Source organism: Dactylosporangium sp. NPDC051087 (assembly GCF_055586325.1).
This window is the reverse complement of sequence record NZ_JBVJIJ010000055.1, coordinates 1-22,066: the sequence shown is the minus strand read 5'-3', so window position 1 is coordinate 22,066 and position 22,066 is coordinate 1. Positions and strand designations below refer to the sequence as shown.

Sequence of the window (22,066 nt, the reverse complement as noted above, 5' to 3'; positions counted from 1 at the left end):
GCCCGGCGAGGGTTCAGGTGGTGGCGAGGCGCAGCAGTTGCGGTGCCAGCCAGGGCGCGACGACGCGGCGTACCCCGTCGGGGGTGAGGTGCAGGCCGTCGCTGCGGACCTGGACGCCGCCGACCCGCCAGGTGAAGGCGCCGTCGGGGCACAGCACGCGGTTGAGGTCCAGGACCACCTGCCGGGCCGGGTGGCTGCCGGCGACCTCGGTCAGCAGCCGGTTCCACGCGTCGGCGCGGGCCGGGGTGTCCTCCGGCCACAGGCCGCCGTCCGGTCGCTCCTGGCGGCGGGTGTACGGCGCTGTCAGCAGCGCGACGCGGGCGCCCCTGGCGGCGGTCAGCTCGACCGCCCGGCGCAGTTGCGTGGTGAGGTAGGCGTCGTAGTCCGGTTCGCCGACGTGCGTCCACCGGCCGTCGAGTTTGCGGTCCATGAGTTCCCAGCGGTCCAGCAGGACGACCACGACGTCCGGGTCCTGTTTCGTGGTGGAGCTCCCCCACCGCGACTCCCAGGTGCCGCAGTAGGGAAGGTTGGTGTGCGGGTCGCCGCCGTACCGCAGCTCGGGCAGCACGGCGATGCCGCAGCCCTGCACGCCCTCGTTGGCGAGGGCGAAGCCGGTCGGGTCGGTGGGCCAGTACGCGCCGAGGGTCCACGACACGGAGTCGCCGATGACCATGACCCTGGGCGGTCCGGGCCGCCGGCCGGCGCGGCCCACCGGCGGCGTCGTGGGCGCCGCGGACGGTGCCGGCCCCGAGGGTTGCGCGGCGGGCGCGGCCGTCAGCACGGGCGGCGCGACGGGCGGGGGCGGCGGCGCGACGGCGGCGAACGCGGCGGCCGTCGCGGCGGTGAGACCGGCGGTCAAGGCGGCCGCCCAGCGCAGCCGGCCGGTCCGCGGTCGTCGCAGAGGTTGTTCGACGAGGTAGAAGCTGGCGGCGGCGACGGCGAGGGTCGCGGCGACCCGCAGGGCGAGCAGCCGTGGCCCATGCAGGCTGGTCCGGCCGGCGTCGAGGACCGCGAACAGCGGCCAGTGCCAGAGGTACCCGCCGTAGGAGATCCGCCCGATCCACGCCAGTGGTGCCGCGCCGAGCAGCCGTGCCGCGGGTGTGCCGGGCGCCGCGGCGAGTTCGGCGAGGACCGCGGCGGCGGCGATCGCGGTGAGCGCGAAGCCGCCCCGGTACAGCCATGCCCCGGCGCCGCCGGCGAGGACCGCGAACGCGGCGAGCAGCACCACTCCGGCGACGGCCGCTGCCCGCCGTACCGTGGGATGCCGCGCCACGACGGGCGACGCGGCGGCGAGCGCGCAGCCGGCGAGCAGTGCCGCGGCTCGGGTGTCGCTGCCGAAATACGCCCGGCCCGGGTGCAGCGGGTCGTAGAGCACGGCGGCGGCGACCGTCGATGCGGCGAACCCGGCGGCGCACAGCGCGCCGATCAACGCCCGGGGCCGCCGCGCCCGCAGCGCGAGGAGGATCAGCACCGGCCACAGCAGGTAGAACTGTTCCTCGATGGCGAGCGACCAGGTGTGCTGCAGCGGCGATGCGGCCGCGGTCTCGGTGAAATAATCGCCGCCGCGCAGGATCATCCGCCAGTTCGCCCAGTAGGTGAGCGCGGCGACCGCGTCGGTGCGCAACGCTCCCGGGTCCTGGCCCGGCAGCAGGTACGGGGCGGCGAGGACGACGGCGAGGACCAGCACCGTGAGGGCGGGCAGCAGCCGGCGGACCCGGCGCGTCCAGAACCCTGCGAGGGACACCCGGCCGGTCAGCTCGGCCTCACGCAGCAGCAACGTCGTGATCAGGAACCCGGACAGCACGAAGAACACGTCGACGCCCAGGACCCCACCGGGCAGCCAGGCCGGCATGCCGTGCACGACCAGCACCGCGCCCAGCGCGACGGCTCGCAGCCCGTCCAGCGGCGGCAGGTGGCGCAACGACACGCGCCGGACACTGCCCACCGGCGGCCCGCCGCATGCGATGGGGCGCCGGTGGCCGGCCGGGTGAACCTGCGGCCCGGCCCCGGACCGACCGCCGCACCGGCCGTCGGGCGGGCAGGCGGGATCGCGCTGGTCAGCGGCGGATGAGACCGAGGTTGGTGGCTGTGGCGACCGCGGAGGTGCGGGAGTCGACGCCGAGTTTGAGATAGATGCGAGCCAGGTGCGATTTGACGGTGCCTTCGGTCAGGTGCAGGCGGGCGCCGATCGCCTGGTTGGACAGTCCTTCGGCGACCAGGGTGAGGACTTCGGTTTCGCGGCGGGTCAGTGCGGTGTCCGGTTGGCGTAGGCGGTGCATCAGCCGGTCGGCGACGGCGGGGGCGAGGGTGGTCCGGCCGGCCGCGGCGGTGCGCACGGCGGCGGCCAGTTCTTCCGGTGGGGCGTCCTTGAGCAGGTAGGCGGTGGCGCCGGCGGCGATGGCAGGCAGGGTGTCGGCGTCGGTGTCGTAGGTCGTCACGACCACCACGCGGGGTGCGTCCGGGCGTGCCGTGATGGCGGCGGTGGCTTCGGCGCCGGTCATGCCGCCCTTGAACTGCAGGTCCATCAGGACGACGTCGATGTCGCCGTCGGCAGCCCGGGTGACGGCCTGCTCGGCGGTGGCGGCTTCGGCCACCACGACCAGATCGGGTTCGGTTTCCAGGACAGCGCGCAGCCCGGCTCGCACGACGGGGTGATCGTCGGCGATCAGCAGGCGGATCGTCGATCCGGTCATGCGTCGGTCGCGGTGCCTGTGGGGACCTGGACGGCCAGCGCGGTGCCGGCTCCGGTGGTGGCCTCGACGGTGAGGGTGCCGCCGAGCGCGTCGGCGCGGGCGCGCATCGCCGCGAGCCCGAATCCGCCGCCGCTCTGCTGCGTGGCGGCGAGTGTGGCGGGGTCGAAGCCGGTGCCGTCGTCGACGATGTCGAGAGCTACCTGGTCGCCGAGGTAGCTGAGGGTGACGTCCACGGTGCCGGCGTCGGCGTGCCGGACGACGTTGGACAGGGCGGACTGGGCGATGCGCAGCAGCGCGACCTCGGTCGCTGCGGACAGCGGGACCGGGTCGCCGGTGCGGTGCAGGCGGGCGGTGATCCGGTGCCGTGCGGTCGTCGTGGCGCACAGCTGCTCGAGGGCTTCGACCAGGCCGGCGTCCTGCAGCGCGGGTGGGGTGAGCGCGGCGACGAAGCGGCGGGCCTCGGCGAGGTTGTCCACCGCTGTCTGCCGGGCCTGCGCGACGTGCCGGGCGGCCGTCTGCGCGGTGTCGGGCAGCGCGCGTTCAGCGGCGCGCAGCAGCAACTGGATGCTGGACAGTCCTTGGGCCAGCGTGTCGTGGATCTCGCGGGCCAGCCGTTCCCGCTCGGCGAGCACCCCGGCGGAGTGCTGGGCCGTGGCCAGTTCCGCGCGGGTGGCGGTCAGCTCCTCGATCAGCTGCCGGCGCCGCTCGCTCTCCCGGTACAGGGCCTGGTAGCCCCGCACCACGGCGATCGCGACGGCCGCGCCGAGCAGCGGCCCCACCGTGATGGCCAGCGTGAGCGCCCCGGCGTGAGCCGCGAAGCCGGTGACCGCCACGAGCGCGGTGGCCAGGACCGCGACGACACCGGCTCGGCGCGGTAGCAGGTGCAGCTGCAGGAAGTACAGCGGGAACGCCACCCACACACCGTCGGCGGACACGGCGAGCAGGACCAGCCACCCCGCGACGAGCACGGCCAGCCACACCCTGGCCGCCCGGCGCGACGTGCGGACGCGTGCGAGCCCGACCCCGGCGCCGTAGGTCAACGCGAGCACGCCTGCCGCCGCGACCACGAGCAACGTGTGCGCGCCGCCGCCGGCGACCGCCCGGGCGGCGGTCAGCGCCAGCAGCCCGGCGAGGAGCAGATGCAGGCACCACTGCAGGCCACGGGCTGTGCGGGGCAGGTGGGACTCGGTCGAAGACATGATCTGTTCAGCGTACGGACGGTCACCCCCGGGCGGCCTCTGTCAAAAGTTGCAAGCCGCATCCGGTCTTGCGGCAGATGCCCGCACCCGGGTCCGGCGGCGACCGTGGACACAGCCGTATCACGTCAACGGAGAAGGGGCGGAACACCGTGTTCGTCGCATGGCGCGATCTGAGGTTCGCCAGAGGCCGGTTCGCTCTCATGGGCGCCGTCATCGTGCTGATCACCCTGCTCGTCGGGCTGTTGTCCGGCCTGACCGCCGGCCTCGGCCAGCAGAACGTCTCCGCGATCACCGGCCTGCCCGCCGATCGCATCGCGTTCGACGCGCCTGGGCGGGGTCAGGACCTGTCGTATGCCAATTCCACCGTCACCGGCGAGCAATGGCAGCGCTGGGCCCGCACCCGCGGCGTCACCAGCGCCGAACCGCTCGGCATCAGCACCACCCGCGCCACCGCCGGCACCACGACCGCCGCCGTGTCCGTGTTCGGCGTCCAGCACGGCTCCCCGCTCGCCCCGGCCACCGACCGCATCGATGACCGGTCCGTGGTGCTGTCCACCGCCGCCGCTGACGACCTCGGACTCCGCGCGGGCGGCACGCTGACCCTGGCCGGCCGGAGCCTGACCGTCGGCGCTGTGCGTGGCGACGCCTCCTTCAGCCATACCCCGGTCGTCTGGACGAGCCTGGACACCTGGCGCCTCACCATCCCGCCAACCAGCGAGCCGGGCAGGGCGACCGCGACCGTGATCGCCCTGACCACCACGAACGGAGCCGATATCGCCGCCGGCGACCAGACCGCCGGCACCCGCACCGTCACCCGCGGCGACTCACTGTCCGCGATCGGTTCCTACACCTCCGAGAACGGCTCCCTGCAGCTGATGCGCGGCTTCCTGTTCGCCATCTCCGCCCTGGTCATCGGCGCCTTCTTCACCGTCTGGACGATCCAGCGCAGCGGCGACGTCGCCGTCCTCAAAGCCCTCGGCGCCTCCACCGCCGCTCTGCTGCACGACGCCCTCGGCCAAGCCGTCGTCCTCCTCACCATCGGCACGCTCACCGGCACCGCCCTCGCCGCCGCGGCCGGCGTGTTCGTCGCCGGCACCTCCGTGCCGTTCCTGCTCACCCCGGCCACCATGCTCGTCCCCACCGCCGTCATGATCGGGCTCGGCGGGCTCGGCGCGGCCCTGTCCATCCGCCGGATCACCTCCGTCGACCCGCTGACCGCCCTCGGGAGCGTCCGATGAGCCTGACCCTGACCGACGTCACCCTCACCTACCCCGACGGCGACACCCGCCTGACCGCCCTCGACCACATCAGCCTCGAGGTGCCCCGCGGCACCATCGCCGCTGTCGTCGGCCCCTCCGGATCCGGCAAGTCCAGCCTGCTCGCCGTCGCCGCCACCCTCATCACCCCCGACAGCGGCACCGTCACCGTCGACGGCACCACCGTCACCGACCTCAACCGCAACGACCAGGCCGCCATACGCCGCCGCGGCATCGGCATCGTCTTCCAGCAACCGAACCTGCTGCCCTCGCTCACCGCCGCCGAACAACTCCAGGTCATGGCCGTCATCGACGGACGCCGGCCCGCTTCTGCCCGCCGCCGCGCCGTCGACCTGCTCGACGCCGTCGGCATGGCCGCCCACGCCGACCGCCGGCCCCACCAGCTCTCCGGCGGTCAACGCCAACGCGTCAACATCGCCCGCGCGCTCATGAACGACCCCACCGTCCTCCTCGTCGACGAACCCACCAGCGCCCTCGACCACGAACGCGGCACCACCATCATCGACCTGATCACCCGACTCACCCACCAGCGAAGCACCGCCACGATCCTCGTCACGCACGACCGCACCCACCTCACCGCCGCCGATCAGATCACCGAGGTCCGCGACGGCCGCCTCCTTGGCATGGCAGGTCGCGACAGCTGACCCAGCGAAGACAACAGCGGGCGTCACGGCCGTCAGAGTGCGGGGTGCTGATCGCGGACCGGGCTCAGCGTCTCCAGCAGCGACGCGAGGTGCAGGATCGTCGACTCCGAGAGCCAGCCGGCGGCCAGTTGCACACCGATCGGCATGCCGTCGCTGCTGGTGCCGAACCGCATGGACAGGGCCGGCAGTCCCGTCAGGTTGAACGGGACAGTCGTCGACGACACGTGGAACGCCTCCACCGTCTTGCCGTCCAGGGTGAACTGTCCGAGGTGGTGCGCGTGCGCGGGGATCGTCGTCACCGGGAGCAGCAGCGCGTCGTACCGCTGGAAGTACTCCGCGAAACCGTCCCGGAGCCGTTCGATGCCCTGCTCGGCCAGGACGTAGTCCTGCACGGACGTGTCGGGTGTGGCGAGCATGGTCCTCGAGTAGTCGAACATCTGCTCCTCGTGACCGGCGGTGGCCTCCCGCATCACCGGCTTCATCTCCATGACGTGCCGCCGGGCGAACAGTTCCAGCGGGTTGTCCCGTTCCAGGGCCGGGATGCTCACGGCCTCGACCCGGATACCCACGGTCTGCAAGGCTTCGGCGGCCGCCTGTACGGTTGCCGCGACCTCCGCGTCGACCGGGCCGAGCCCGGAGTCGACCAGCCAGCCGACACGGACGGGCCGGTCCGGTGCGGCGCCGAGGCCGGCGTCGAACCCGGGCGGGACGGTGGCGAAGCCGTCGGCGCCGTCAGGACCGGCCAGCAGCGTGTACGCCAGTGCGAGGTCGCGGACCGTGCGGGCCATGGGACCGGCGTGCCAGTCACGGCGCGGTTCCCGTGGCCAGACCCCGGTCATGGGGATGCGCCCGTGCGTCGGCTTGAGGGCCGCGATACCGGTGTCGGCCGCCGGGCCACGCACCGAGATGGACAGGTCGCTCGCGAGACCGAGCGGCGACATCCCGGCCGCGATCGCCGCGGACTCCCCGCCGCTCGAACCGCCGGCGCTGCGGTCGAGGTTCCACGGGTTGTTGGTCCTGCCCGTCAGGAGGTTGTCGGACTCGATCCAGTACGCGAACTCCGGGAGATTGGTTTTCGCCAAGAGGATCGCGCCGGCGCGCTTCATGCGTGCCACGCTGGTGGCGTCCGTGGCCGGGACGCGCCCCGCGAAGATCGGCGAACCGCGTTGGGTCAGCACTCCTGCGGTGTCGAACGAGTCCTTGACCGTGAAGGGAACGCCGTGCAGCGGTCCCACCTCCGCGCCGGCCGCGAGTTGCTGATCCGCGGCGCTCGCGGCCTCCAGCGCGCCGTCGGCGAGCGTGACGACGGCGTTGAGCTTCGGGTTGATGCGCTCGACGCGATCGAGGTGCGCCTGCATCACCTCGACGGCGGAGGCTCTCCTGGTGCGGATCAGATGGGCGAGTTCGGTGGCGTCGCAGCGGTTGAGGTCAGTGGTCATGCCGCAGTCCCCTCTCGGTCCGGTCCGCGCCGGTACGCCGGCACGAGGAACTGCCCTGTCCCCCGGCCGGGAAACTCGTGGCGGGCAGCGGGCCGTTCACCCGTCGTAGGTGCGTTTGCGACCCGGCCGCTCGGGAAGACCGCGTCGCCGTGGGGTTCGACAGTGGGGAGGGATCGGGGCATGCCGGGTGCGCGAGGGGCGTTGGCGGAGCACACGATGGTGCGGCTGGACATCCCCACCGGGATGGACTTCGACGCGTTCACGGCCGCGTTCGAGCAGGCGGCGCCCGCGTTCGACGCGGACGCCGCGCTACGGGCCGGGCGGTCCCCCGGCGGGTGGGACGCGTTCCGGGCGGTGGTCGCCGCCAACGCCCCGAACGAGTTGATGATCTTCGGAAAGATCGACGCGACGCAGCTGATGGCCGTCGCCGGGCACCGGGCCAGGTACACGGAGTACCTGCTGGGCAATCCGGTGATCGCCGAGCGCATGCTGCGGTATCACCCGGCGGCGTTGCTGTATGCGCCGCTGCGGGTCCTGGTGCACAGCGACGAGGACGGCCGTGCCGTGTTCACGCTCGATCAGCCGAGTGTGGTGTTCGGCGGGCTCGGCATCCCGGAGGTCACCGAGGTCGGCGTCGGTCTCGACCGCAAGGTGGCCGCCCTGCTCAGGCTGATCGGCGTCGAGCCGCCCGAGGTACTGACGGGCCGGGCGTCCCGGTAGCGGCCGGCGGTCCGCTGCGGGACACGTTCATGAGTGGCGCGACAATTGGGCCGTCGTCTCTCCTGGTTGGCCGGACGACCATTCGGTGCGGTCGGAGCGGCGCGACGATTACTGTGCACCGCTGCGCGGTCGGCGGCATGTCCGGAAACGCGGCAGGTGAGCACCTGGTTTTGACGCGGCCGTCACTCCCGAACAGCGTTTGATCAACCGGTATAGGCCCACAGAACGATGGCGCCGGGGTGGCTGGTGTGGCGCGGCTCGATGAACCGGTCGGTTGGGTGCAGCGACAGGCATTGCTGGTCCCAGGTGAACACTCCGCGGACCTGACGGCAACCGTCGTACCTGTCGCTGCCGGCGGTCATCGGCCAGCCCCTATCGCGGAAGGCGGCAGCGGCGCGGGCCATGACCTGCGGGGCCGGCGCGCCGTGCCGGCTCCACACTTCGTAGAAGCGTGTGCACGGGGTATGCGCGCCGCTGCAGTCGGGTTTGAACTCGTGCACGGCCAACTCGTCCGGCAACGGCAGGAAGTCAGCTTCCCGGACCTCGATCGCTGGGCGGCCGCCGGACGGGTTGAGCGGGACGACGAAGAACGTCATCTCCAGTCATCAGCCACCCATCCGTGCCGAGCGCGCGGCCACACTCCGGGCGGCATAAGCGCGTACGTGATCAAGCGTTCGCGCTCGACCTCGCCGTGTCCGTTCGCCGGCTACCCGGCACTCGGTTACGTCCGCTTTGCTGCAACTGAGGCACTGGGCTTCGGACCGGTCGTCAGACGCTGCTGCAGTCGAAGCGCATGTCGTCCATGAACGCGGACGTCTGCAAGCCGTACCGGTCCGGGCCGTACACCGCGACCCGGAAGAACACCTGCGAGGCAGTGAACCGAGGGGTGGTGAACTTGCTGTAGCTGCCGTCGGTCCAGCGCAAATTGGTCTGCTTCACCGCCAGGTACGTCCACGTCGCCGGGTCGATCACCTCGACCCAGACATACAGGTTGCCGTCACCGCGCTGCAGCAACGGCGCAAGGTAGACGCTGGCCGTGCAGTGTGGTGTCGCGGCGAGGATGTTCACCGTCCGGCCCAGTGACGACCAACCGCCGACGACGTTGGAGTAGAGCAGGCCGCCGACGGTGCCGAGCCGGCCGTCACCGTCAACGAACAACGCGCCGCCGCTGCCCACACCGTCCTCGATCCACCGGTTCTCGGGATCGTCGTCCAAGTCGTCCCTGGTCACCCAGCCGAGCGCGGCACTGGCAGGTCCCGCCGGGACGGCGAGCAGGCCCATGGCCGCCAGCAGCGCCGCGCACAACCCACGGGCCATCAGTCGCGCCGGTCCGGTCCGAGTCATGCGCGGACAGTACGGCCCCCGTTGGTCGCGGTCGAACGCCGCGGACCGTGCACGCCCGCGACCAGGATCCGGTCCGACGAAACTTCCACCGACGTTCGGCGGTTACCGCCCATCGGCACGATCGAGCACCGCGACCGCCGTTCGGCGCATAGAGCTGCTGTCACGACCGGGGCGCTGGAGCCGATCCCATGGGGTCCACCCGCGGCCGTAGATCTCCCGCAATCCGTGCGCTACGACCTCGCCGCGATCGTGCACGATCTGGCCCTCGACTGGTACCAGTCCATCGAAAACCGCACCGGCGGCCGGGGCGTGCCGGTCGAGCACCTACGCGCCACCGTCACCGCATACCCGATCCCGCTCGCCATCCCACCGCAGCGCATCCCGCCAGATCTGACCAGCACGGTCAACGAAGCGCACCGGGTCAACCGCATGTCGCTGTGGGACACCGTCTACGGACCCTCCCGCCTACGGCTCGAAGTCGTCCACGACGCGACCGGACCCAAGATCACCTGGCTCGGGTTCGGAGAACCCTGGCGGACCAGAGCCATACACGGGCCACACGGCTGCCCACTCTGCGACACGACAGCGCGGCTGATCTTGGGTGCGTTGGGGTTGGTCCATGCCTTCGAGTGGCAGGTGCCGACCGCGCGCCCGGTTCGTCAGTAATGAGCGAGTATCTGGGCGATCGGATGGCCGAGCAGCGCAGCCAGCTCGTCGAGTTCCTCTGCGTCGAGTTCGTGCCTTGCGCGGCTCGGGTTCATGGCGCATACCTCGAACCGGGCGAACCCGACCGGCCAGTCGTACCGCAGCGAGTCCAGGGCAACGACCGCGGCGCAGCAGGGCACCGAGACGTTCAAGCTGTCGAAGCTCTCGCCGTTCTCCTCAAGCAGGTCGAAAAACCAGTACACGTCGATGTCCCCGGCACAGTTCGGGCAGGAGATCCGGGTGGTGTTCTCGCCGGCGTCGATCACCGTGATCCGGTCGTAGAACTCATGCTCGACCTCCTCGACGTCGTCCTCGGGGCCGGAGAACAGCCGCGCCACGTAGGCCGTTGCCGCAGCGGCGTTCTCCTGCGTCGGCTGCCACTCCCGATCGGTCGGGATCAACCGGATGTACCCATCGCTCACGGCACCCAGCATGCCCGATCGACGTCAGACATGATCGATCAGGCCGCGTCTGCGCTGACGCCGACCGCGGCCGCCGGTGCATCGCGTAGATGCTGCGCGCCTCCTGGCCCTACTGGCCTGATTGCTGCTCGGAGGTCGGGAGCAGCACGCGGAACGTGGTGGCCCGGCCCGGGTCGCTGTCGACCTCGGCGGTTCCCGCGTGCGCGGTGACGATCGCCGCGACGATCGCCAAGCCCAGTCCGGTGCCGGTCTTCTCGCTGGTCCGGGTGCGGGCCGGGTCCGCGCGGTAGAACCGCTCGAAGACGTGCTGCGCCTCGTTGGGGCCGAGCCCGGGCCCGGTATCGGTCACTTCGACCACGGCCTGCCCGGGGCGGCGCGACAACCGCACCGTCACGTCGGCGTCGACGCCTGTGTGCGTGAGGGCGTTGGCGACGAGGTTGGCGATGACCTGGCGCAGCCGCTGCTCGTCGCCGGTGACGACCAGCGGCGCCGGCGTAGCGACGTCCAGCGCGAGCGATCGGTCGCGCGCCACAGCGTGGAAGCCCTCGAGGACGTCGGAGGCCAGCCCCACCAGGTCGACCGGCTCCACGGCCACCGGGCGCTGCCGGTCGAGGCGGGCCAACAGCAGCAGATCCTCGACGAGCACGGCCATCCGCCGGGCCTGGTCCTCGATGCGCCCCACCAGCCCGGCGGCCTCCTGCGGGTCCTGGACGGCGCCGTGGCGGTACAGCTCGGCGAACCCACGAATGATGGTGAGCGGCGTGCGCAGCTCGTGCGAGGCATCGGCGACGAACCGGCGCATCTTCTCCTCCGACGAGCGGGCGGTCGCCTCGGACGCCGATCGGGCCGCGAAGGCGTCCTCGATCTGCTCGATCATCAGGTTGAATGCCCGGCCCAGCCGGCCGACCTCGGTGCGCGGGTCGAGTTCGGGCGCACGCTGGGACAGGTCGCCAGCCGCGATCACTGCCGTGGTCTGCTCGATCTGGGCGAGCGGCCGCAGGCTGGCCTGGATTAGCCAGACGGCCAGGACGGCCACCGTCGCGACGATGCTCAGCCCAACCAGCAGCACGAACCAGACCAGCCGGCCGACGGTACCGTCCACATCGGACAACCGAGCGCCGATGACGATGTGCTGGTCGCCCGGCGCGCTGACGGAGAGGACCCGCCACCGCATCGTGCCGTGCAGGCCGCGTACCGTGAACGGCCCGGTCCTGGACAGGTCGGCGTGCTTGAAATCGGGCGGGTCCGCGGGTAGCCGGCGCGGCAACGAGCTGACCAGCCGGCGGTCGGTGTCCAGCGACTCGATGAGGAACAGGTCGGGGAACTTCAGGCTCTCTTCTTGATCCTCCGGTACCGGAAGTTGCAGCTCGTTGTGCCCGGCGGCGATCTGCTTGCGGGCCTGGTCGCCGAGGTCGGCGAGCTGGCGGTCGATGCGGCCGGTGAGCTCCTCGCGTAACGCGGTGACGGTGGCCGCGCCCACGACCGTCACCGCGCTGGTAACCAGCCCGAGCACCGCCACGACGAGCTTGACGCTCAGCGGCGTCCGGCCGAGCACGTCGGCCATGTCCGGCCACGGCGCGACCCGCTGGCCGATCCCGGGCCTTGCCTGCGATACCAAACGCATCCAACATGGTGCAACCGGCAACCTTGAGCCCGGCTGCGAACCACCAGGGGATCTGCTGGGACCCAGGGTCACGGCCCCGGTCACCTGGGCGCCGTCTGACCAGCCGACCGGCGTGCAGCGCCCGGGGCCGGAGCACAGGCGCCGTTGTAGGGGTCGTCGTCCAGATGATCACCTGCACGCAATTCGGCACGAGAGCGCACCGACCGCGGAGGTAGCCGCGGAGGCGGCATACGGAGCGTGACGACGCGGCAGGCCGCACTACACGGTCGGCGGCAGATCCGGACACGTGATCAACGCGATCGGTGGCATTAGTAGCGCTCAGATCGCGAGGCAGCAGTGTCTGCGGAAGATTCCGGCGGGGGGTCAGGCGTGGCGGTCAGTTACGACGAAGCCGGAGTCTTCCATGAGCTTTTGGGTTATAGGGCTCATCGCGTGGGTGTGATCGTAGGACCAGCCGGGCTTGGCCGCGATCAAGATGCCCCGTCCTGGGCTATCGGCGCGGATCATCGTCGTGGCGAGCAACTGCCGGAACCGCTCGTGATCGCTGTCGACAACGGCGGTCGTGAACTGTGGCTGACGGCCGGCGGTTGTCCATGCACAAGCCGCTGCCCGCGCGCTCGGTGCGTCGATCTCGACGGAGCTCCAGTCGGGTGTCCCGAGCAAGTCGACGGCGGCCGGTAACGGCGACCAGGCCCGAGTTAGCTGCACCGGCGCGACGGGGGTGAAGAATGTTGTCCAATCGGCGTCCAGCGGCAACACCCGCCCGGTCCACTCGGCCTGCTCCTCGATGTCGTACTGGTAGGACATCGAGGATGAGATCGCGCCGGCGGCGGCACCAGCCAGCTCGGTGACGGTGCAGGGCCCGATCCAATACGCAAGGCTCGTCAGCCACGTTCGGTCGTCTCCCACAAGGTGCTGGAAAGACAACGCCAACGCTTCGGGCACGACATGAGCCTATCCTTTTGGCAGACGCGATGTAGCACGTAAGGCACCGGCAACGCGATGACGTCGATGCGCGCGACCGGGCGGCAGCGAGCGAACCACTGAGCCACCTCCAACGCGTGACCGACACAGTAAGCCAACGCGCTCGACCTGCGGCATGAGAGCGCACTTGGTCTTGCAACGGTGAGAATACATAGTCGTGCAGACTGGGCGACGTGCCAGACAACGGGGTTGTGCGTGAGTTCCATGTGGACGAGGGCTGGGGAGTCATCGACGGACCGGCCGTCCCGGGCGGTTGCTGGGTGCATTTCTCGGCGATCGTGATGGACGGTTATCGGCAATTGGCTACGGACCAGCACGTACGGTTCCAGGCCGAAGCGGCCGAGCAGGACGGGTTCAGCTTCCGCGCGGTGAAGGTGTGGACGGAGGGCGTCGAGCCGACTGCTTCGCCGAGGTCGAACCGCTCGTCCGGATGCGCCTACGACAGCCACTTGATTCTCACGTTCGACGAGCCGGAAGAGGCTGGCAAGCCTGACAACGAGTGACCTGGCCGACAAGCGGACAGCGGCAGATCCGTGCGCCTGGGTTCCAGGTGAATCCACCTGACGGTCGCGGTAACGTCCGAGGCCGACAGCATCAGAAAAGTTGCAGGCGTGGTTCGCCATGACCGGGCGCTTACCATGGTTGCAGGGAGCAGACTCATCGAAGCCTCCGACACGATCACCCTGTGGCGACCCAGCAGGCAGGCAGAACTCGATCTGGTCGCTGCGTCCGAATGGCAGGCTTGGCCACCACGCCTGCCGGACCAGCCGATCTTCTATTCAGTATTGAACCGCTGGTACGCCACAAAGATCGCCCGCGAGCGGAACGTCCCGGCCGGCGGCGTCGGCTACGTAACTCGCTTCGAGGTCCAGCGTGCGCACCTGGACCGTTACGAGGTTCATCAGGTCGGTGGCCGCGACATGGCGGAGTACCGGATCCCCGCAGAGGAGCTTGCCGACCTCAACGCCCACATTGTCGGCGCGATCACCGAAGAAGCCGACTATCGCGGTCCCGTGAGCGACCAGGAGTTCACTGACGCACACACCGCGCTCGGCACACCGCTACCAGCCAGATGGCGGGCCTACCTGCAAGGCGCGTCCTGGTTCCGACGAGGATGGATGACAAGCGGGACCTATGTGTGGCTCAACACGCCACGCGAGATGCTGGAGCTGCACCACGCATGGGACGAGAGCATCGATGCCCACCCCGGCATCGCGATCATCGGCGGTGACGGATCCCGCGAACAGCTCGTGCTCGACCTGCGCAGCGATCCCGCACCGGTGCTGCTGGTCGACATCACCAGCAGTGGATGGGACGACGCCATACGGCAAGCCGATGATGTCGGCAAGCTCGTCGACCGCATCGAGGCGGGCACCTTCGCGTTCAACTTCGGGGATCAGTGAATATCGACGAATGGCCGAATGCGCACCTCGCGGCCATGAGTAAGCGTGATCGAGCAGGCTCGGCGCCCGGGGTCGCGCAGTCTGCTTACATGACCTTGGACCCGTTGATGGGCCGCAGGGTGGAGACAGCGTTCGATTCGTCGACGTGGTCTACTGACAATGCCTGGCTGCCGCCGAGGCGATCCTCAGACGCTGCTTCGGCGGTACCTCGATCGCCGTATCCGGCGCCACAGCAGGTATCCGGCGCCCAGGACGGCGACGCTGACCGCGGCGTACGCCAGCGTCGGCCAAGGACCGCGCTGCGGCCGGCCGGCGCTGCGGACGGTCAACTCGGGCAACAGGCCGGTAGCGAGGTGCAGGTCGAGGACCTGGCAGGTCTGGTCGCCCAGCTCGCAGGTACGGCCGGTGTCGAAGCGGGACAGGATCCGGCGGGTGCCGGTTCCGAGCTGCACCTCCATCAGCAGCACGTGCCCCGCCGGGTCGATGGTCGCGACGACCACGGTGTCCGCCGAGCGCCAGCCGAGCAGTTGCACGACGTCCTGGACCGCCGCCGGTGGTGAGGGGCCGTCCGTGACCGGCAGGAAGTCGACGTCGCCGACCTTGTACAGAAAGGTGCCATGGTGGCCGGTGTCGCCGCCGGTGGTGCCGTTGAACGGACCGTCCGAGATCCATGGCACGGTGGCAAGGAATCGGCCGTCCAGGGACCAGCCGACGTCGGCTGCCAGTTCACGGCCGACCGTGATCGGGACGTTGCCGTGCTCGCGGCCGTCCAGGTCGATGAGGTGGGCCGTCTGGCCGACCTGCACGGCCAGACGGCGGTTGTCCGGTGCGAACGCCGCCGTCCACGCCGGCTTGATCGTCGGTACCTCGGTGCTGCGCCCGGTTGACAGGTCGAGCAGCCTCAGCGTGCCGGTGCGGGCCACTTCGGCTTCGACGACATTGATACTGCCGAACTCGCCGGAGCCGGTGAGCGGCGCCGCGCTGTACGCGACGTGACGGCCGTCGGGGGACCAGGCCAGCAGCCGCACGCCCACCGGTTCGCCGATCGGGATGGATCTGCGCCTGCCGGTGGTCAGGTCTTGCAGGATCAGGTCGCCGGTCGCGCCGCGGTCGTCGCCGAGCAGCACCTGGGTGCCGTCCGGGGCGAGCAACGCCGACGCGCCGTCCCGCTGCTCGATGGCATCGACCCGCCGGTACGTGTCTGCGTCGGCCCCGACGACCAGGGTCTGGAACATGTTGAACGTCTCGCCGTTGCCGTAGCCGTACAGGGCGATCGCGCGGCCGGGTGGAGCCTTCGCGACGGTGCTGGTCAGCAGCGAGTAACCAGCGAGACGGTCCGGCAGGCTCGGCTGCGTCGATGGGGCCGTCGGCTGGGCGGGAAATTTGACCCCGGGCACGACCAGGACGGCCAGGATCAGCAGGACGACCGCCCACACCGAGGCGGTGCCGAGCCGTCGGCGCCGAACCGAGCGGCGGGCCCGGACGAGCACGGTGTCCAGGTAGCCGGGCGGCGATGGCGGTGGATCGTCCGGCAGCGTGGCGAACATTTCTCTCACGGTGTGTCCGAACCCTCCGGCTCGTAGTTCGGCAGAAGACGGCGCAACGCCGCGATGGCGTACGAGGTCTGACTCTTCACGGTTCCGGTCGAGCAACCCAGCGCCGCCGCGGTCTGCGCGACGTCGAGGTCCTCCCAGTACCGCAGGACCAGTACCGCACGCTGCCCGCGGGACAGTTTCGCCAGCGCGGCCAGCAGATCGATGCGATGGTCGGCGCCGGCCAGCGGCGCTGTCGCGGGTCCGACCACATCAGCCACGGGCTGGACCCGGCGAGTCCAGGCCCGCTCCCGTTCGGCCAGGTAGGCATGGACCAGCATCACCCGGACGTAACCGTCGATGGAGTCCGCCGCCGACGCCTTCCGCCAATGCCGGTACAGCGCGACAAGGCAGTCCTGCACCAGATCATCGGCGGCCGACCACTGCCCGCACAGCCGGTACGCCAGCCGACGCAGCCACGGTAAGCGTGCCTGCACGTACTCAACGTATTCTCGTTCATTCCGCAACCGTGCCTCCCACAACACATTGAGCGGCCTGGAACCCGTTTTGGTTGTGACGAGTTGCTGTGGACCCGCCCGCCTGACGACCAGTGCACTCATCTCGGCAAGACAGGAAGCGTCGGGGTCACCCGGGCGCGTCGCACGCCGTGACGACCACGGTGCCGGCGCCGCGCGGGACCTGCGGCAGATCAGTGCGTGAAACGGCCGCGGGTCGTGGCGGCGCAGTAGTTCGACCGATCTTTGCGCTGAAGCCGGGGCTTTAAGATCCGCTCCTATGGTCCGCACGACACCCCCGCGCCCCCTGGACGTCACCAAGCTTTTCCCCGAACTGAGGGAACACTCGACCACCGCCACCCGCCTGCACCCCCGGCCCGGCGCGCCGACCGTCACGGACAGCTCGGTCGGCGGACCGCTGCTGTGGCCGGCCGACGAGGTGTGGCCGGTCTGCGACGACGCCGGGGCACACGAGCCGTACAACTTGACCACCCCGGCCGCCGAGCGCCGCCGGCGGGAGATCCTCGCGACCGCGAACGCCAGGGCGCCGCTGCCGGACGGGGAGTTCCTGACCGCCGAGGAACGGGCCGAACTCGACGCGGCCGACGCCCCGGACCTGGACGACCTGATCCAGGATCCCATCCCGCTGGTCCCGATCGCGCAGCTGTACTGCCGTGACATCCCGGACTATGTCGGTCCCGCCGGCACCGACCTGCTCCAGGTGCTGTGGTGCCCGGTGGACCATTCGGACCGGCACTACAGCCCTCGCGTCTTCTTCCACTGGCGTGACAGCTCCGCCATCGGCCCGCTGCTCGAAGCGCCGCCCGAGCCGCCGGTGATCAGTGACATGTACCTGCCGGTCCCGTGCGTGGTGCGCCCCGAGCAGGTCCGCGAATATCAGTACGCCGACCTGCTCCCCGACGACCTACGCGAACGGCTCAACGAGTGGGACGACGACAAGGACGAGGAACGGGGTGCCTCTTACCAGAGCGACCTGTCGCTGGCACCCGGATGGAAGGTCGGCGGGTACGCGAACTGGTCGCTGACCGACCCGTACCCGATGAATTGTTCAGCCTGCGGCACCGCCATGACGTTGACGTTCACCGCGGCCTCCGCCGACTGGAACGGCATGGACTGCAGCTGGCGCCCGATGGAAGAGGACCCGGACGCCTCCCCGGACACCGTCGGCGTGCAGATCGGCCGCGGCTACTCGCTGTACGCCTTCCACTGCCCCGAGTCCTTCAACCACCCGCCGGCTACCGCTATGCAGTGACGGGTCCGCCGCATGGCTGATCGGCCTCCGAACCGCGCTCATTTCGGCAGTTCAGCGCGCCGGTCGCCGCGGGACCTCATTACGCGACGTGTCGGACGCCGTCGGACTCGCACTCGCACTCGACGGCGTGAGCGTGCGCCGTACTCGGTTGGTCCCCGTTGTGGCCAGGCACCATAGGACCGGCATGGAAGTCGTTTGAGCGGAGGCGATGATGGACGTGTTGCACTGGCCGGGTGGCCGGAACGTACGCGACCTGGGCGGTCGAGCGCTGCACGCCGGCGGCTGCACGCCGTTCGGGAAGGTGTTCCGTTCGGCGGCGCCAGAGCACCTGACTGATGAAGGGTGGGCCGCGGCGAAGGCGGCGGGCGTGCGCACGGTGGTCGACCTGCGGAATGCACCGGCTGAGACACAGCGTCGAGCGGAACATCCGGTCATCAGCGCCGAGTCGCTGCAGGGCCTGGTCTTCGTGCCGGTGCCGACCGAAGACCCTGACGACACCGAGTTCCTCCGGGTCTGCGGGCCTTTCCTGGATCATCCGAGCTGCTGGGCCGACAATGCCCGGCTTGCCCCCGACCGGGTCTCCGCCGCGCTGCGCGCGGTCGCCCGGGCAGACGGGGCGGTGCTCGTGCACTGCGCGGGAGGCCGGGACCGCACCGGCATGATCTCCGCGATGCTGTTGCACATCGCCGGCGCGACGGACCAGGCCATCATCGATGACTACGCTGCAGGGTGGCGTGGCGCAGCAGCGCATGCCGGGCACGCCTGGGTCTATGACCCCGACCAGGGCAACTGGCGCCAGCACCAGCAGGAGCCGACAACCGCGGAGGACGCGGAACGCCAGTTGGCGAACAGGACGCCCGCGCTCCAAGAGTGGATCGTGACGTTCGACGCGACCGACCTGCTGGCACCCGACGAGCTGCCCGCGATCAGAGCGGTGCTGACTCCTGCTGCTCCATAGGCGGCACGGAATCCAAGCAACGATCGCCACCAGCATGCCGTGCGATCGCTCCGCGGCCAGCAACAACGCACGAGTGCACAGACCGGATGCCCGCTCATCGGCACGATCGAGCACCGCGACCGCCGTTCGGCGCATAGAGCTGCCGTCACGAAGCGTTACGATCTCCGCGGCGACGGCCGCGGTCGCTCGGCGGCAGATGAGTGTGGGGCTATGTCGAGGACCTCGGTGGCCGTCTGGCTGGACGAGATGCCTCTCAACCGCGCGGGCAAGATCGATCGTCGAGCGCTCGCCAAGATGCTGGATTCCGCACTCTCCCACCCGGACGCAATACGCAACCCTCACGTTGTGCCATTCACTTGCTGGGGCGGGACGGATACGGGAAGCTGTCCCGATGCCTGCTGAGTACACCCAAGGTGACCAGTTCCGTGGTGCCCGCATCCATCTGTGCGACCTCTCTGGTCTCGAGATTCGCGATTGCGACGTCACCGGTCTGAAGATTGTGGACTGCTATGGGGGCAACGTCTCCCTTGGTGGCGGCTTCGAGCGTGTCGTTGTCAATGACGTCGACGTGACCGCCTACGTCGAGGCCGAGCTCGATCGGCTGCATCCCAACCGGGTGCTGGCCCGTGAGGCCACGTCCGTCGCCGAATACCGGGCCACTTGGGATGCCATCGAGAAGCAGTGGGAGGAGACGCTTGACCGTGCCAGGCGCCTACCGGAGGCGAAGCTGCATGAGCAGGTCGACGGCGAGTGGTCGTTCGTCGATACGCAGCGGCATCTGCTGATGGCCAGCGATGCCTGGATCGGTAACGCCGTGCTCGAGGAGGATGCGCCGTACCACTCGTTGGGCCTTCCTGGCGGCTGGATGCCGGCCGAAGTATCGGCGAAACTCGGGCTCACCCTCGATGCCATCCCGACGCTCGACGAGGTGCTCGCGCCGCGGCTCGCCCGCATGGCCACGATACGCCGGGTCGTCGACGAGCTCACCGAGGCCGAGCTCGACCGGGTATGTGGTCGCAAGCCGGCCGACCCCTACCCGGACAAGGACTACGTCGTACGCCGCTGCCTCAGCGTCGTGCTCAAGGAAGAGGCCGAGCATCACCGGTACGCGGTGCGCGACCTCACCGTGCTCGAGGCCGATACCCGAACCGAGTGAAAACGACGCGAGGTCTTCCTCGATGTCACGCCGCGGTGGACCTGCGAAGGCATCTACCAGTTCGTGAAGCAGATCACGCCCGGAATGGACTGCATCCGCAAATCCGGCCAGACGGCCGGGAGCATGCGGCACTGGGTGATGTCGTCATCGGAATCGTCTCCTGAAGTATCTCTGGCCAGTGCGGCAACCCGACCTATCCCACCATGAATAGGAATGCTTCTCAGCACCGAACCTGGATAAGCGGCAACGTGGGGAGGTTGCCGGCGGTTCATCCACCTGCCTTCAGCCGGAACGCGAGGCGGCGGGGCGCCTGCACGCGGTAGCTGTCCGTCACCAGCTCGGCAACCTCGACCCAGTCCGTCTCGTCGTCCAGCACCATTCCCACGACGTTCGCTGCCCAGTCGGCCCGGAAGAACGGAGGGCCGGCATGCGCCAGTGCGGCCAACTCCCCGGGCGGCACCCGGAAGGTCATCAGGATGGCCGGACCGTCCAGATCGATGTACGCCGACCCCCTCTCGTCGGTGGTGTAGACGTGCAGGAACGTCCGCCGGCGAATCCGCCACCGCAGGCCGATCCACGCCGGCTCCTCGTACGCCTCTGGCAGTTCCCCGCAGATCACCCGGAGCCGGCCCACAACGGCGGGTGGAACGTCCGCGATGTCGCTCATCTGTACCTCCCGCGCCCATCCTCCCCGCCGGATAGGACATCAGAGTCTCCGGGGTTGGCGGGGCCGCGCCGACGTCATAGGACTATCGGGCCCGGCTCGGAGGACCTGTGTGCCTACAGGTCACGTACCTCGATTACCCGCGTGGTGGGCACGGCATCGCCCTGGCGACATCTCGACGATGGCGACCAAGAGCAGCTCTCCGGACAGTTCCGTCTCACTCGGCATCGTCACGCCCCGACCGTATTCCATCGAAGACAAGGGATCATGCTTGGGATGGATGTACGACGTACTCAATTCGGCAGATGCGCGCACCGGCGCGCGCGCCGAGTGGCTTTATCGCCGTTGATCAGTTCGACGCGAAGTTCCACTGCGCGGGCAGGGCGCTGTCGCACTGGGCGCAGATAAAGTCGTTGTCCCGCACGACGTTGCGCTCGCCGCAGGCGGGGCAGCGCCGGAATATGACCTTGTCGGTGAAGTCGTCCGGATGCCGTACGCCGATTCGGTCGAGCGCTTCGCCGACGGCCTGCCAGGAGTCCGGGTCGGGGCAGTACCCGGTCGACTGGTTGGTCACCTCGACCGCGTGCCAGCCGGAGTCGGCGGGCGCGAAGGCGATTTCGCCGGCCGCGAGGACGTCGTGTCCATTCGCCAGCGCGACGTGTTCGGAGCGTCGGGGTGCCAACCTGAGTTCGCCGTTGGGTGCCACGACGAAGGTGAAGGGCTCGACGAGTTCACCGCGGTCGCGCCCAGCGAGCCAGCGCGCGATGGCGGTAGCCGTATCGACAGCGACGGTGTCCATCCTCGCCACCGAGTCGCGCAGCTCAGGCGGCCCAACATAGCTGTACCGCCTGGCATGCCTCACCGGGCGACGGTATCCACTGGCAGCCAGAAACGTCCACACGAAATCCGAGCCTCCCGCGCATTGGCGCGAACCGCGGATTCGGCCTGCCTCAACACGCCGTTGTCCAACGCGGTCAACGCGCGATGTCAGCGGCATGCGCGGATACGTGATCGGGGAGCGATGCTCCAGGTGGCCTGCCTCGTCCGAACAGCTCGCTCGCGCAGTTTGCGAACGTTGACCTTGCCGCAGGCGGCAGGGTTGCACGATGACCGGCATGAACAGCACCGCACCGCAGAGCGTCAGGATCGTCGCTGTCACCGGAGCCGGCACCGGCATCGGCCGGGCCACCGCCCGCGCCTTCGCCGATGAGGGCGCCCACGTAGTCGCGATCGGACGGCGAAGCGAACCGCTCAGGGAGACTGCGGCCGGGCATTCCCGGATCACGCCGCTGCCCGTCGACATCACCGCCGAGGACGGGCCGCAGCAGATCATCCAATCGGCGTCGGAGACATACGGCAGATTGGACGTGCTGGTCAACAACGCCGGCATCGTACGCGGCGGCGCCCTCGGCAAGTTGACGGGAGTTGACCCCTGATCTTGGACACCTGGAACCTGGATCTTGAGTGGTTCGGGTGGATGGGAGTCCTGGAAGACTATGGCTATGAAGCATTAC

At 69.8% G+C, this 22,066-nt stretch carries 21 protein-coding genes and 2 pseudogenes; 10 read left to right on the top strand and 13 right to left on the bottom strand.

The annotated features are described in order from the left end of the window. Nucleotides 1-13: 13 nt before the first annotated feature. From ACZ6TV_RS52805 to ACZ6TV_RS52795, 3 genes are all read right to left on the bottom strand, one after another. Nucleotides 14-1,927, bottom strand: a complete 1,914-nt coding sequence (locus ACZ6TV_RS52805; RefSeq protein ID WP_465308907.1) for an acyltransferase family protein — start codon at nt 1,925-1,927, stop codon at nt 14-16. Between the two features lie 130 nt (nt 1,928-2,057). Continuing rightward, entirely contained in the window at nt 2,058-2,693 is a 636-nt protein-coding gene (locus ACZ6TV_RS52800) for a response regulator (protein ID WP_465308905.1), read from the bottom strand. Beyond that, nucleotides 2,690-3,892, bottom strand: coding sequence for a sensor histidine kinase (locus ACZ6TV_RS52795; protein ID WP_465308903.1), 1,203 nt, complete (start codon nt 3,890-3,892; stop codon nt 2,690-2,692). Before ACZ6TV_RS52795 ends, ACZ6TV_RS52800 begins: the two co-directional genes overlap by 4 nt. A gap of 200 nt (nt 3,893-4,092) precedes the next feature. Between ACZ6TV_RS52795 and ACZ6TV_RS52790 the strand changes: the two genes are divergently transcribed. Both ACZ6TV_RS52790 and ACZ6TV_RS52785 read left to right on the top strand, forming a co-directional pair. Next, nucleotides 4,093-5,130: an ABC transporter permease gene (locus ACZ6TV_RS52790; protein WP_465308901.1), complete on the top strand. Its 1,038-nt coding sequence runs from the start codon at nt 4,093-4,095 to the stop codon at nt 5,128-5,130. Further along, nucleotides 5,127-5,813, top strand: a complete 687-nt coding sequence (locus ACZ6TV_RS52785) for an ABC transporter ATP-binding protein (protein ID WP_465308899.1) — start codon at nt 5,127-5,129, stop codon at nt 5,811-5,813. Before ACZ6TV_RS52790 ends, ACZ6TV_RS52785 begins: the two co-directional genes overlap by 4 nt. A gap of 32 nt (nt 5,814-5,845) precedes the next feature. Here the strand turns inward: ACZ6TV_RS52785 and ACZ6TV_RS52780 are convergent, their stop codons facing one another. Further along, nucleotides 5,846-7,252: an amidase gene (locus ACZ6TV_RS52780; protein WP_465308897.1), complete on the bottom strand. Its 1,407-nt coding sequence runs from the start codon at nt 7,250-7,252 to the stop codon at nt 5,846-5,848. Between the two features lie 180 nt (nt 7,253-7,432). On the opposite strand from ACZ6TV_RS52780, the gene ACZ6TV_RS52775 reads away from it, so the two are divergent. Beyond that, entirely contained in the window at nt 7,433-7,972 is a 540-nt protein-coding gene (locus ACZ6TV_RS52775) for a DUF302 domain-containing protein (protein WP_465308895.1), read from the top strand. 203 nt (nt 7,973-8,175) lie between these two features. Here ACZ6TV_RS52775 and ACZ6TV_RS52770 read toward each other — a convergent pair whose 3' ends face one another. Both ACZ6TV_RS52770 and ACZ6TV_RS52765 read right to left on the bottom strand, forming a co-directional pair. Next, on the bottom strand, nt 8,176-8,568 hold the full coding sequence (locus tag ACZ6TV_RS52770) for a hypothetical protein (RefSeq protein ID WP_465308893.1): 393 nt from the start codon (nt 8,566-8,568) through the stop codon (nt 8,176-8,178). 172 nt (nt 8,569-8,740) lie between these two features. Continuing rightward, nucleotides 8,741-9,316: a hypothetical protein gene (locus tag ACZ6TV_RS52765; RefSeq protein ID WP_465308891.1), complete on the bottom strand. Its 576-nt coding sequence runs from the start codon at nt 9,314-9,316 to the stop codon at nt 8,741-8,743. 225 nt (nt 9,317-9,541) lie between these two features. On the opposite strand from ACZ6TV_RS52765, the gene ACZ6TV_RS52760 reads away from it, so the two are divergent. Further along, nucleotides 9,542-9,982, top strand: coding sequence for a hypothetical protein (locus ACZ6TV_RS52760; protein WP_465308889.1), 441 nt, complete (start codon nt 9,542-9,544; stop codon nt 9,980-9,982). On the opposite strand, the gene ACZ6TV_RS52755 is transcribed toward ACZ6TV_RS52760, so the two are convergent. The 3 genes from ACZ6TV_RS52755 to ACZ6TV_RS52745 all read right to left on the bottom strand — a co-directional run bounded on the left by ACZ6TV_RS52755 (nt 9,976) and on the right by ACZ6TV_RS52745 (nt 13,012). After that, a complete protein-coding gene (locus ACZ6TV_RS52755) occupies nt 9,976-10,443 on the bottom strand; it encodes a hypothetical protein (protein ID WP_465308887.1) in 468 nt (155 codons plus the stop codon). The two genes, ACZ6TV_RS52760 and ACZ6TV_RS52755, sit on opposite strands and share 7 nt — an antisense overlap. A gap of 109 nt (nt 10,444-10,552) precedes the next feature. Then, the gene (locus ACZ6TV_RS52750; protein ID WP_465308885.1) at nt 10,553-12,067 is read right to left on the bottom strand and encodes a sensor histidine kinase; all 1,515 of its coding nucleotides are present in this window, start codon (nt 12,065-12,067) and stop codon (nt 10,553-10,555) included. Nucleotides 12,068-12,430: 363 nt separating this feature from the next. Further along, nucleotides 12,431-13,012 carry a hypothetical protein gene (locus ACZ6TV_RS52745; RefSeq protein WP_465308883.1) on the bottom strand — a complete coding sequence of 194 codons (582 nt, stop codon included), beginning with the start codon at nt 13,010-13,012 and terminating at the stop codon, nt 12,431-12,433. Nucleotides 13,013-13,224: 212 nt separating this feature from the next. Between ACZ6TV_RS52745 and ACZ6TV_RS52740 the strand changes: the two genes are divergently transcribed. Next, entirely contained in the window at nt 13,225-13,554 is a 330-nt protein-coding gene (locus ACZ6TV_RS52740) for a cold-shock protein (RefSeq protein ID WP_465308881.1), read from the top strand. 135 nt (nt 13,555-13,689) lie between these two features. After that, nucleotides 13,690-14,058 (top strand): annotated as a pseudogene (locus tag ACZ6TV_RS52735) (ADP-ribosylation/crystallin J1); the annotation flags it as partial. Nucleotides 14,059-14,639: 581 nt separating this feature from the next. Here the strand turns inward: ACZ6TV_RS52735 and ACZ6TV_RS52730 are convergent. Together ACZ6TV_RS52730 and ACZ6TV_RS52725 are read right to left on the bottom strand one after the other, a co-directional pair. Continuing rightward, on the bottom strand, nt 14,640-16,001 hold the full coding sequence (locus tag ACZ6TV_RS52730) for a WD40 repeat domain-containing protein (RefSeq protein ID WP_465308879.1): 1,362 nt from the start codon (nt 15,999-16,001) through the stop codon (nt 14,640-14,642). A 5-nt stretch (nt 16,002-16,006) separates the two neighbouring features. Further along, on the bottom strand, nt 16,007-16,606 hold the full coding sequence (locus tag ACZ6TV_RS52725) for a SigE family RNA polymerase sigma factor (RefSeq protein ID WP_465308877.1): 600 nt from the start codon (nt 16,604-16,606) through the stop codon (nt 16,007-16,009). 175 nt (nt 16,607-16,781) lie between these two features. Here ACZ6TV_RS52725 and ACZ6TV_RS52720 point away from each other — a divergent pair, with 175 nt between their 5' ends. From ACZ6TV_RS52720 to ACZ6TV_RS52710, 3 genes are all read left to right on the top strand, one after another. After that, nucleotides 16,782-17,774, top strand: a complete 993-nt coding sequence (locus ACZ6TV_RS52720; RefSeq protein ID WP_465308875.1) for a hypothetical protein — start codon at nt 16,782-16,784, stop codon at nt 17,772-17,774. A 211-nt stretch (nt 17,775-17,985) separates the two neighbouring features. After that, a complete protein-coding gene (locus ACZ6TV_RS52715; RefSeq protein ID WP_465308873.1) occupies nt 17,986-18,732 on the top strand; it encodes a tyrosine-protein phosphatase in 747 nt (248 codons plus the stop codon). A gap of 391 nt (nt 18,733-19,123) precedes the next feature. After that, the gene (locus ACZ6TV_RS52710; protein WP_465308871.1) at nt 19,124-19,888 is read left to right on the top strand and encodes a DinB family protein; all 765 of its coding nucleotides are present in this window, start codon (nt 19,124-19,126) and stop codon (nt 19,886-19,888) included. A 268-nt stretch (nt 19,889-20,156) separates the two neighbouring features. Here the strand turns inward: ACZ6TV_RS52710 and ACZ6TV_RS52705 are convergent, their stop codons facing one another. Both ACZ6TV_RS52705 and ACZ6TV_RS52700 read right to left on the bottom strand, forming a co-directional pair. Further along, nucleotides 20,157-20,555 carry an MmcQ/YjbR family DNA-binding protein gene (locus tag ACZ6TV_RS52705; RefSeq protein ID WP_465308869.1) on the bottom strand — a complete coding sequence of 133 codons (399 nt, stop codon included), beginning with the start codon at nt 20,553-20,555 and terminating at the stop codon, nt 20,157-20,159. Nucleotides 20,556-20,901: 346 nt separating this feature from the next. Beyond that, nucleotides 20,902-21,351 carry a hypothetical protein gene (locus ACZ6TV_RS52700; protein ID WP_465308867.1) on the bottom strand — a complete coding sequence of 150 codons (450 nt, stop codon included), beginning with the start codon at nt 21,349-21,351 and terminating at the stop codon, nt 20,902-20,904. A 316-nt stretch (nt 21,352-21,667) separates the two neighbouring features. Between ACZ6TV_RS52700 and ACZ6TV_RS52695 the strand changes: the two are divergent. Beyond that, nucleotides 21,668-21,970: pseudogene (locus tag ACZ6TV_RS52695) on the top strand (SDR family oxidoreductase); the annotation flags it as partial. Nucleotides 21,971-22,066: the final 96 nt, after the last annotated feature.

Bases quoted from the DNA above. Each gene is read 5' to 3' on its own strand.
- ACZ6TV_RS52790 (WP_465308901.1), top strand. From the start codon at position 4,093: ATGGGCGCCGTCATCGTGCTGATCACCCTGCTCGTCGGGCTGTTGTCC.
- ACZ6TV_RS52795 (WP_465308903.1), bottom strand. From the start codon at position 3,892: ATGTCTTCGACCGAGTCCCACCTGCCCCGCACAGCCCGTGGCCTGCAG.
- ACZ6TV_RS52725 (WP_465308877.1), bottom strand. From the start codon at position 16,606: ATGAGTGCACTGGTCGTCAGGCGGGCGGGTCCACAGCAACTCGTCACA.
- ACZ6TV_RS52800 (WP_465308905.1), bottom strand. From the start codon at position 2,693: ATGACCGGATCGACGATCCGCCTGCTGATCGCCGACGATCACCCCGTC.
- ACZ6TV_RS52785 (WP_465308899.1), top strand. From the start codon at position 5,127: ATGAGCCTGACCCTGACCGACGTCACCCTCACCTACCCCGACGGCGAC.
- ACZ6TV_RS52700 (WP_465308867.1), bottom strand. From the start codon at position 21,351: ATGGACACCGTCGCTGTCGATACGGCTACCGCCATCGCGCGCTGGCTC.
- ACZ6TV_RS52770 (WP_465308893.1), bottom strand. From the start codon at position 8,568: ATGACGTTCTTCGTCGTCCCGCTCAACCCGTCCGGCGGCCGCCCAGCG.
- ACZ6TV_RS52765 (WP_465308891.1), bottom strand. From the start codon at position 9,316: ATGACTCGGACCGGACCGGCGCGACTGATGGCCCGTGGGTTGTGCGCG.
- ACZ6TV_RS52710 (WP_465308871.1), top strand. From the start codon at position 19,124: ATGCCTGCTGAGTACACCCAAGGTGACCAGTTCCGTGGTGCCCGCATC.
- ACZ6TV_RS52720 (WP_465308875.1), top strand. From the start codon at position 16,782: ATGGTCCGCACGACACCCCCGCGCCCCCTGGACGTCACCAAGCTTTTC.
- ACZ6TV_RS52705 (WP_465308869.1), bottom strand. From the start codon at position 20,555: ATGAGCGACATCGCGGACGTTCCACCCGCCGTTGTGGGCCGGCTCCGG.
- ACZ6TV_RS52775 (WP_465308895.1), top strand. From the start codon at position 7,433: ATGCCGGGTGCGCGAGGGGCGTTGGCGGAGCACACGATGGTGCGGCTG.
- ACZ6TV_RS52715 (WP_465308873.1), top strand. From the start codon at position 17,986: ATGGACGTGTTGCACTGGCCGGGTGGCCGGAACGTACGCGACCTGGGC.
- ACZ6TV_RS52780 (WP_465308897.1), bottom strand. From the start codon at position 7,252: ATGACCACTGACCTCAACCGCTGCGACGCCACCGAACTCGCCCATCTG.
- ACZ6TV_RS52730 (WP_465308879.1), bottom strand. From the start codon at position 16,001: ATGTTCGCCACGCTGCCGGACGATCCACCGCCATCGCCGCCCGGCTAC.
- ACZ6TV_RS52750 (WP_465308885.1), bottom strand. From the start codon at position 12,067: ATGCGTTTGGTATCGCAGGCAAGGCCCGGGATCGGCCAGCGGGTCGCG.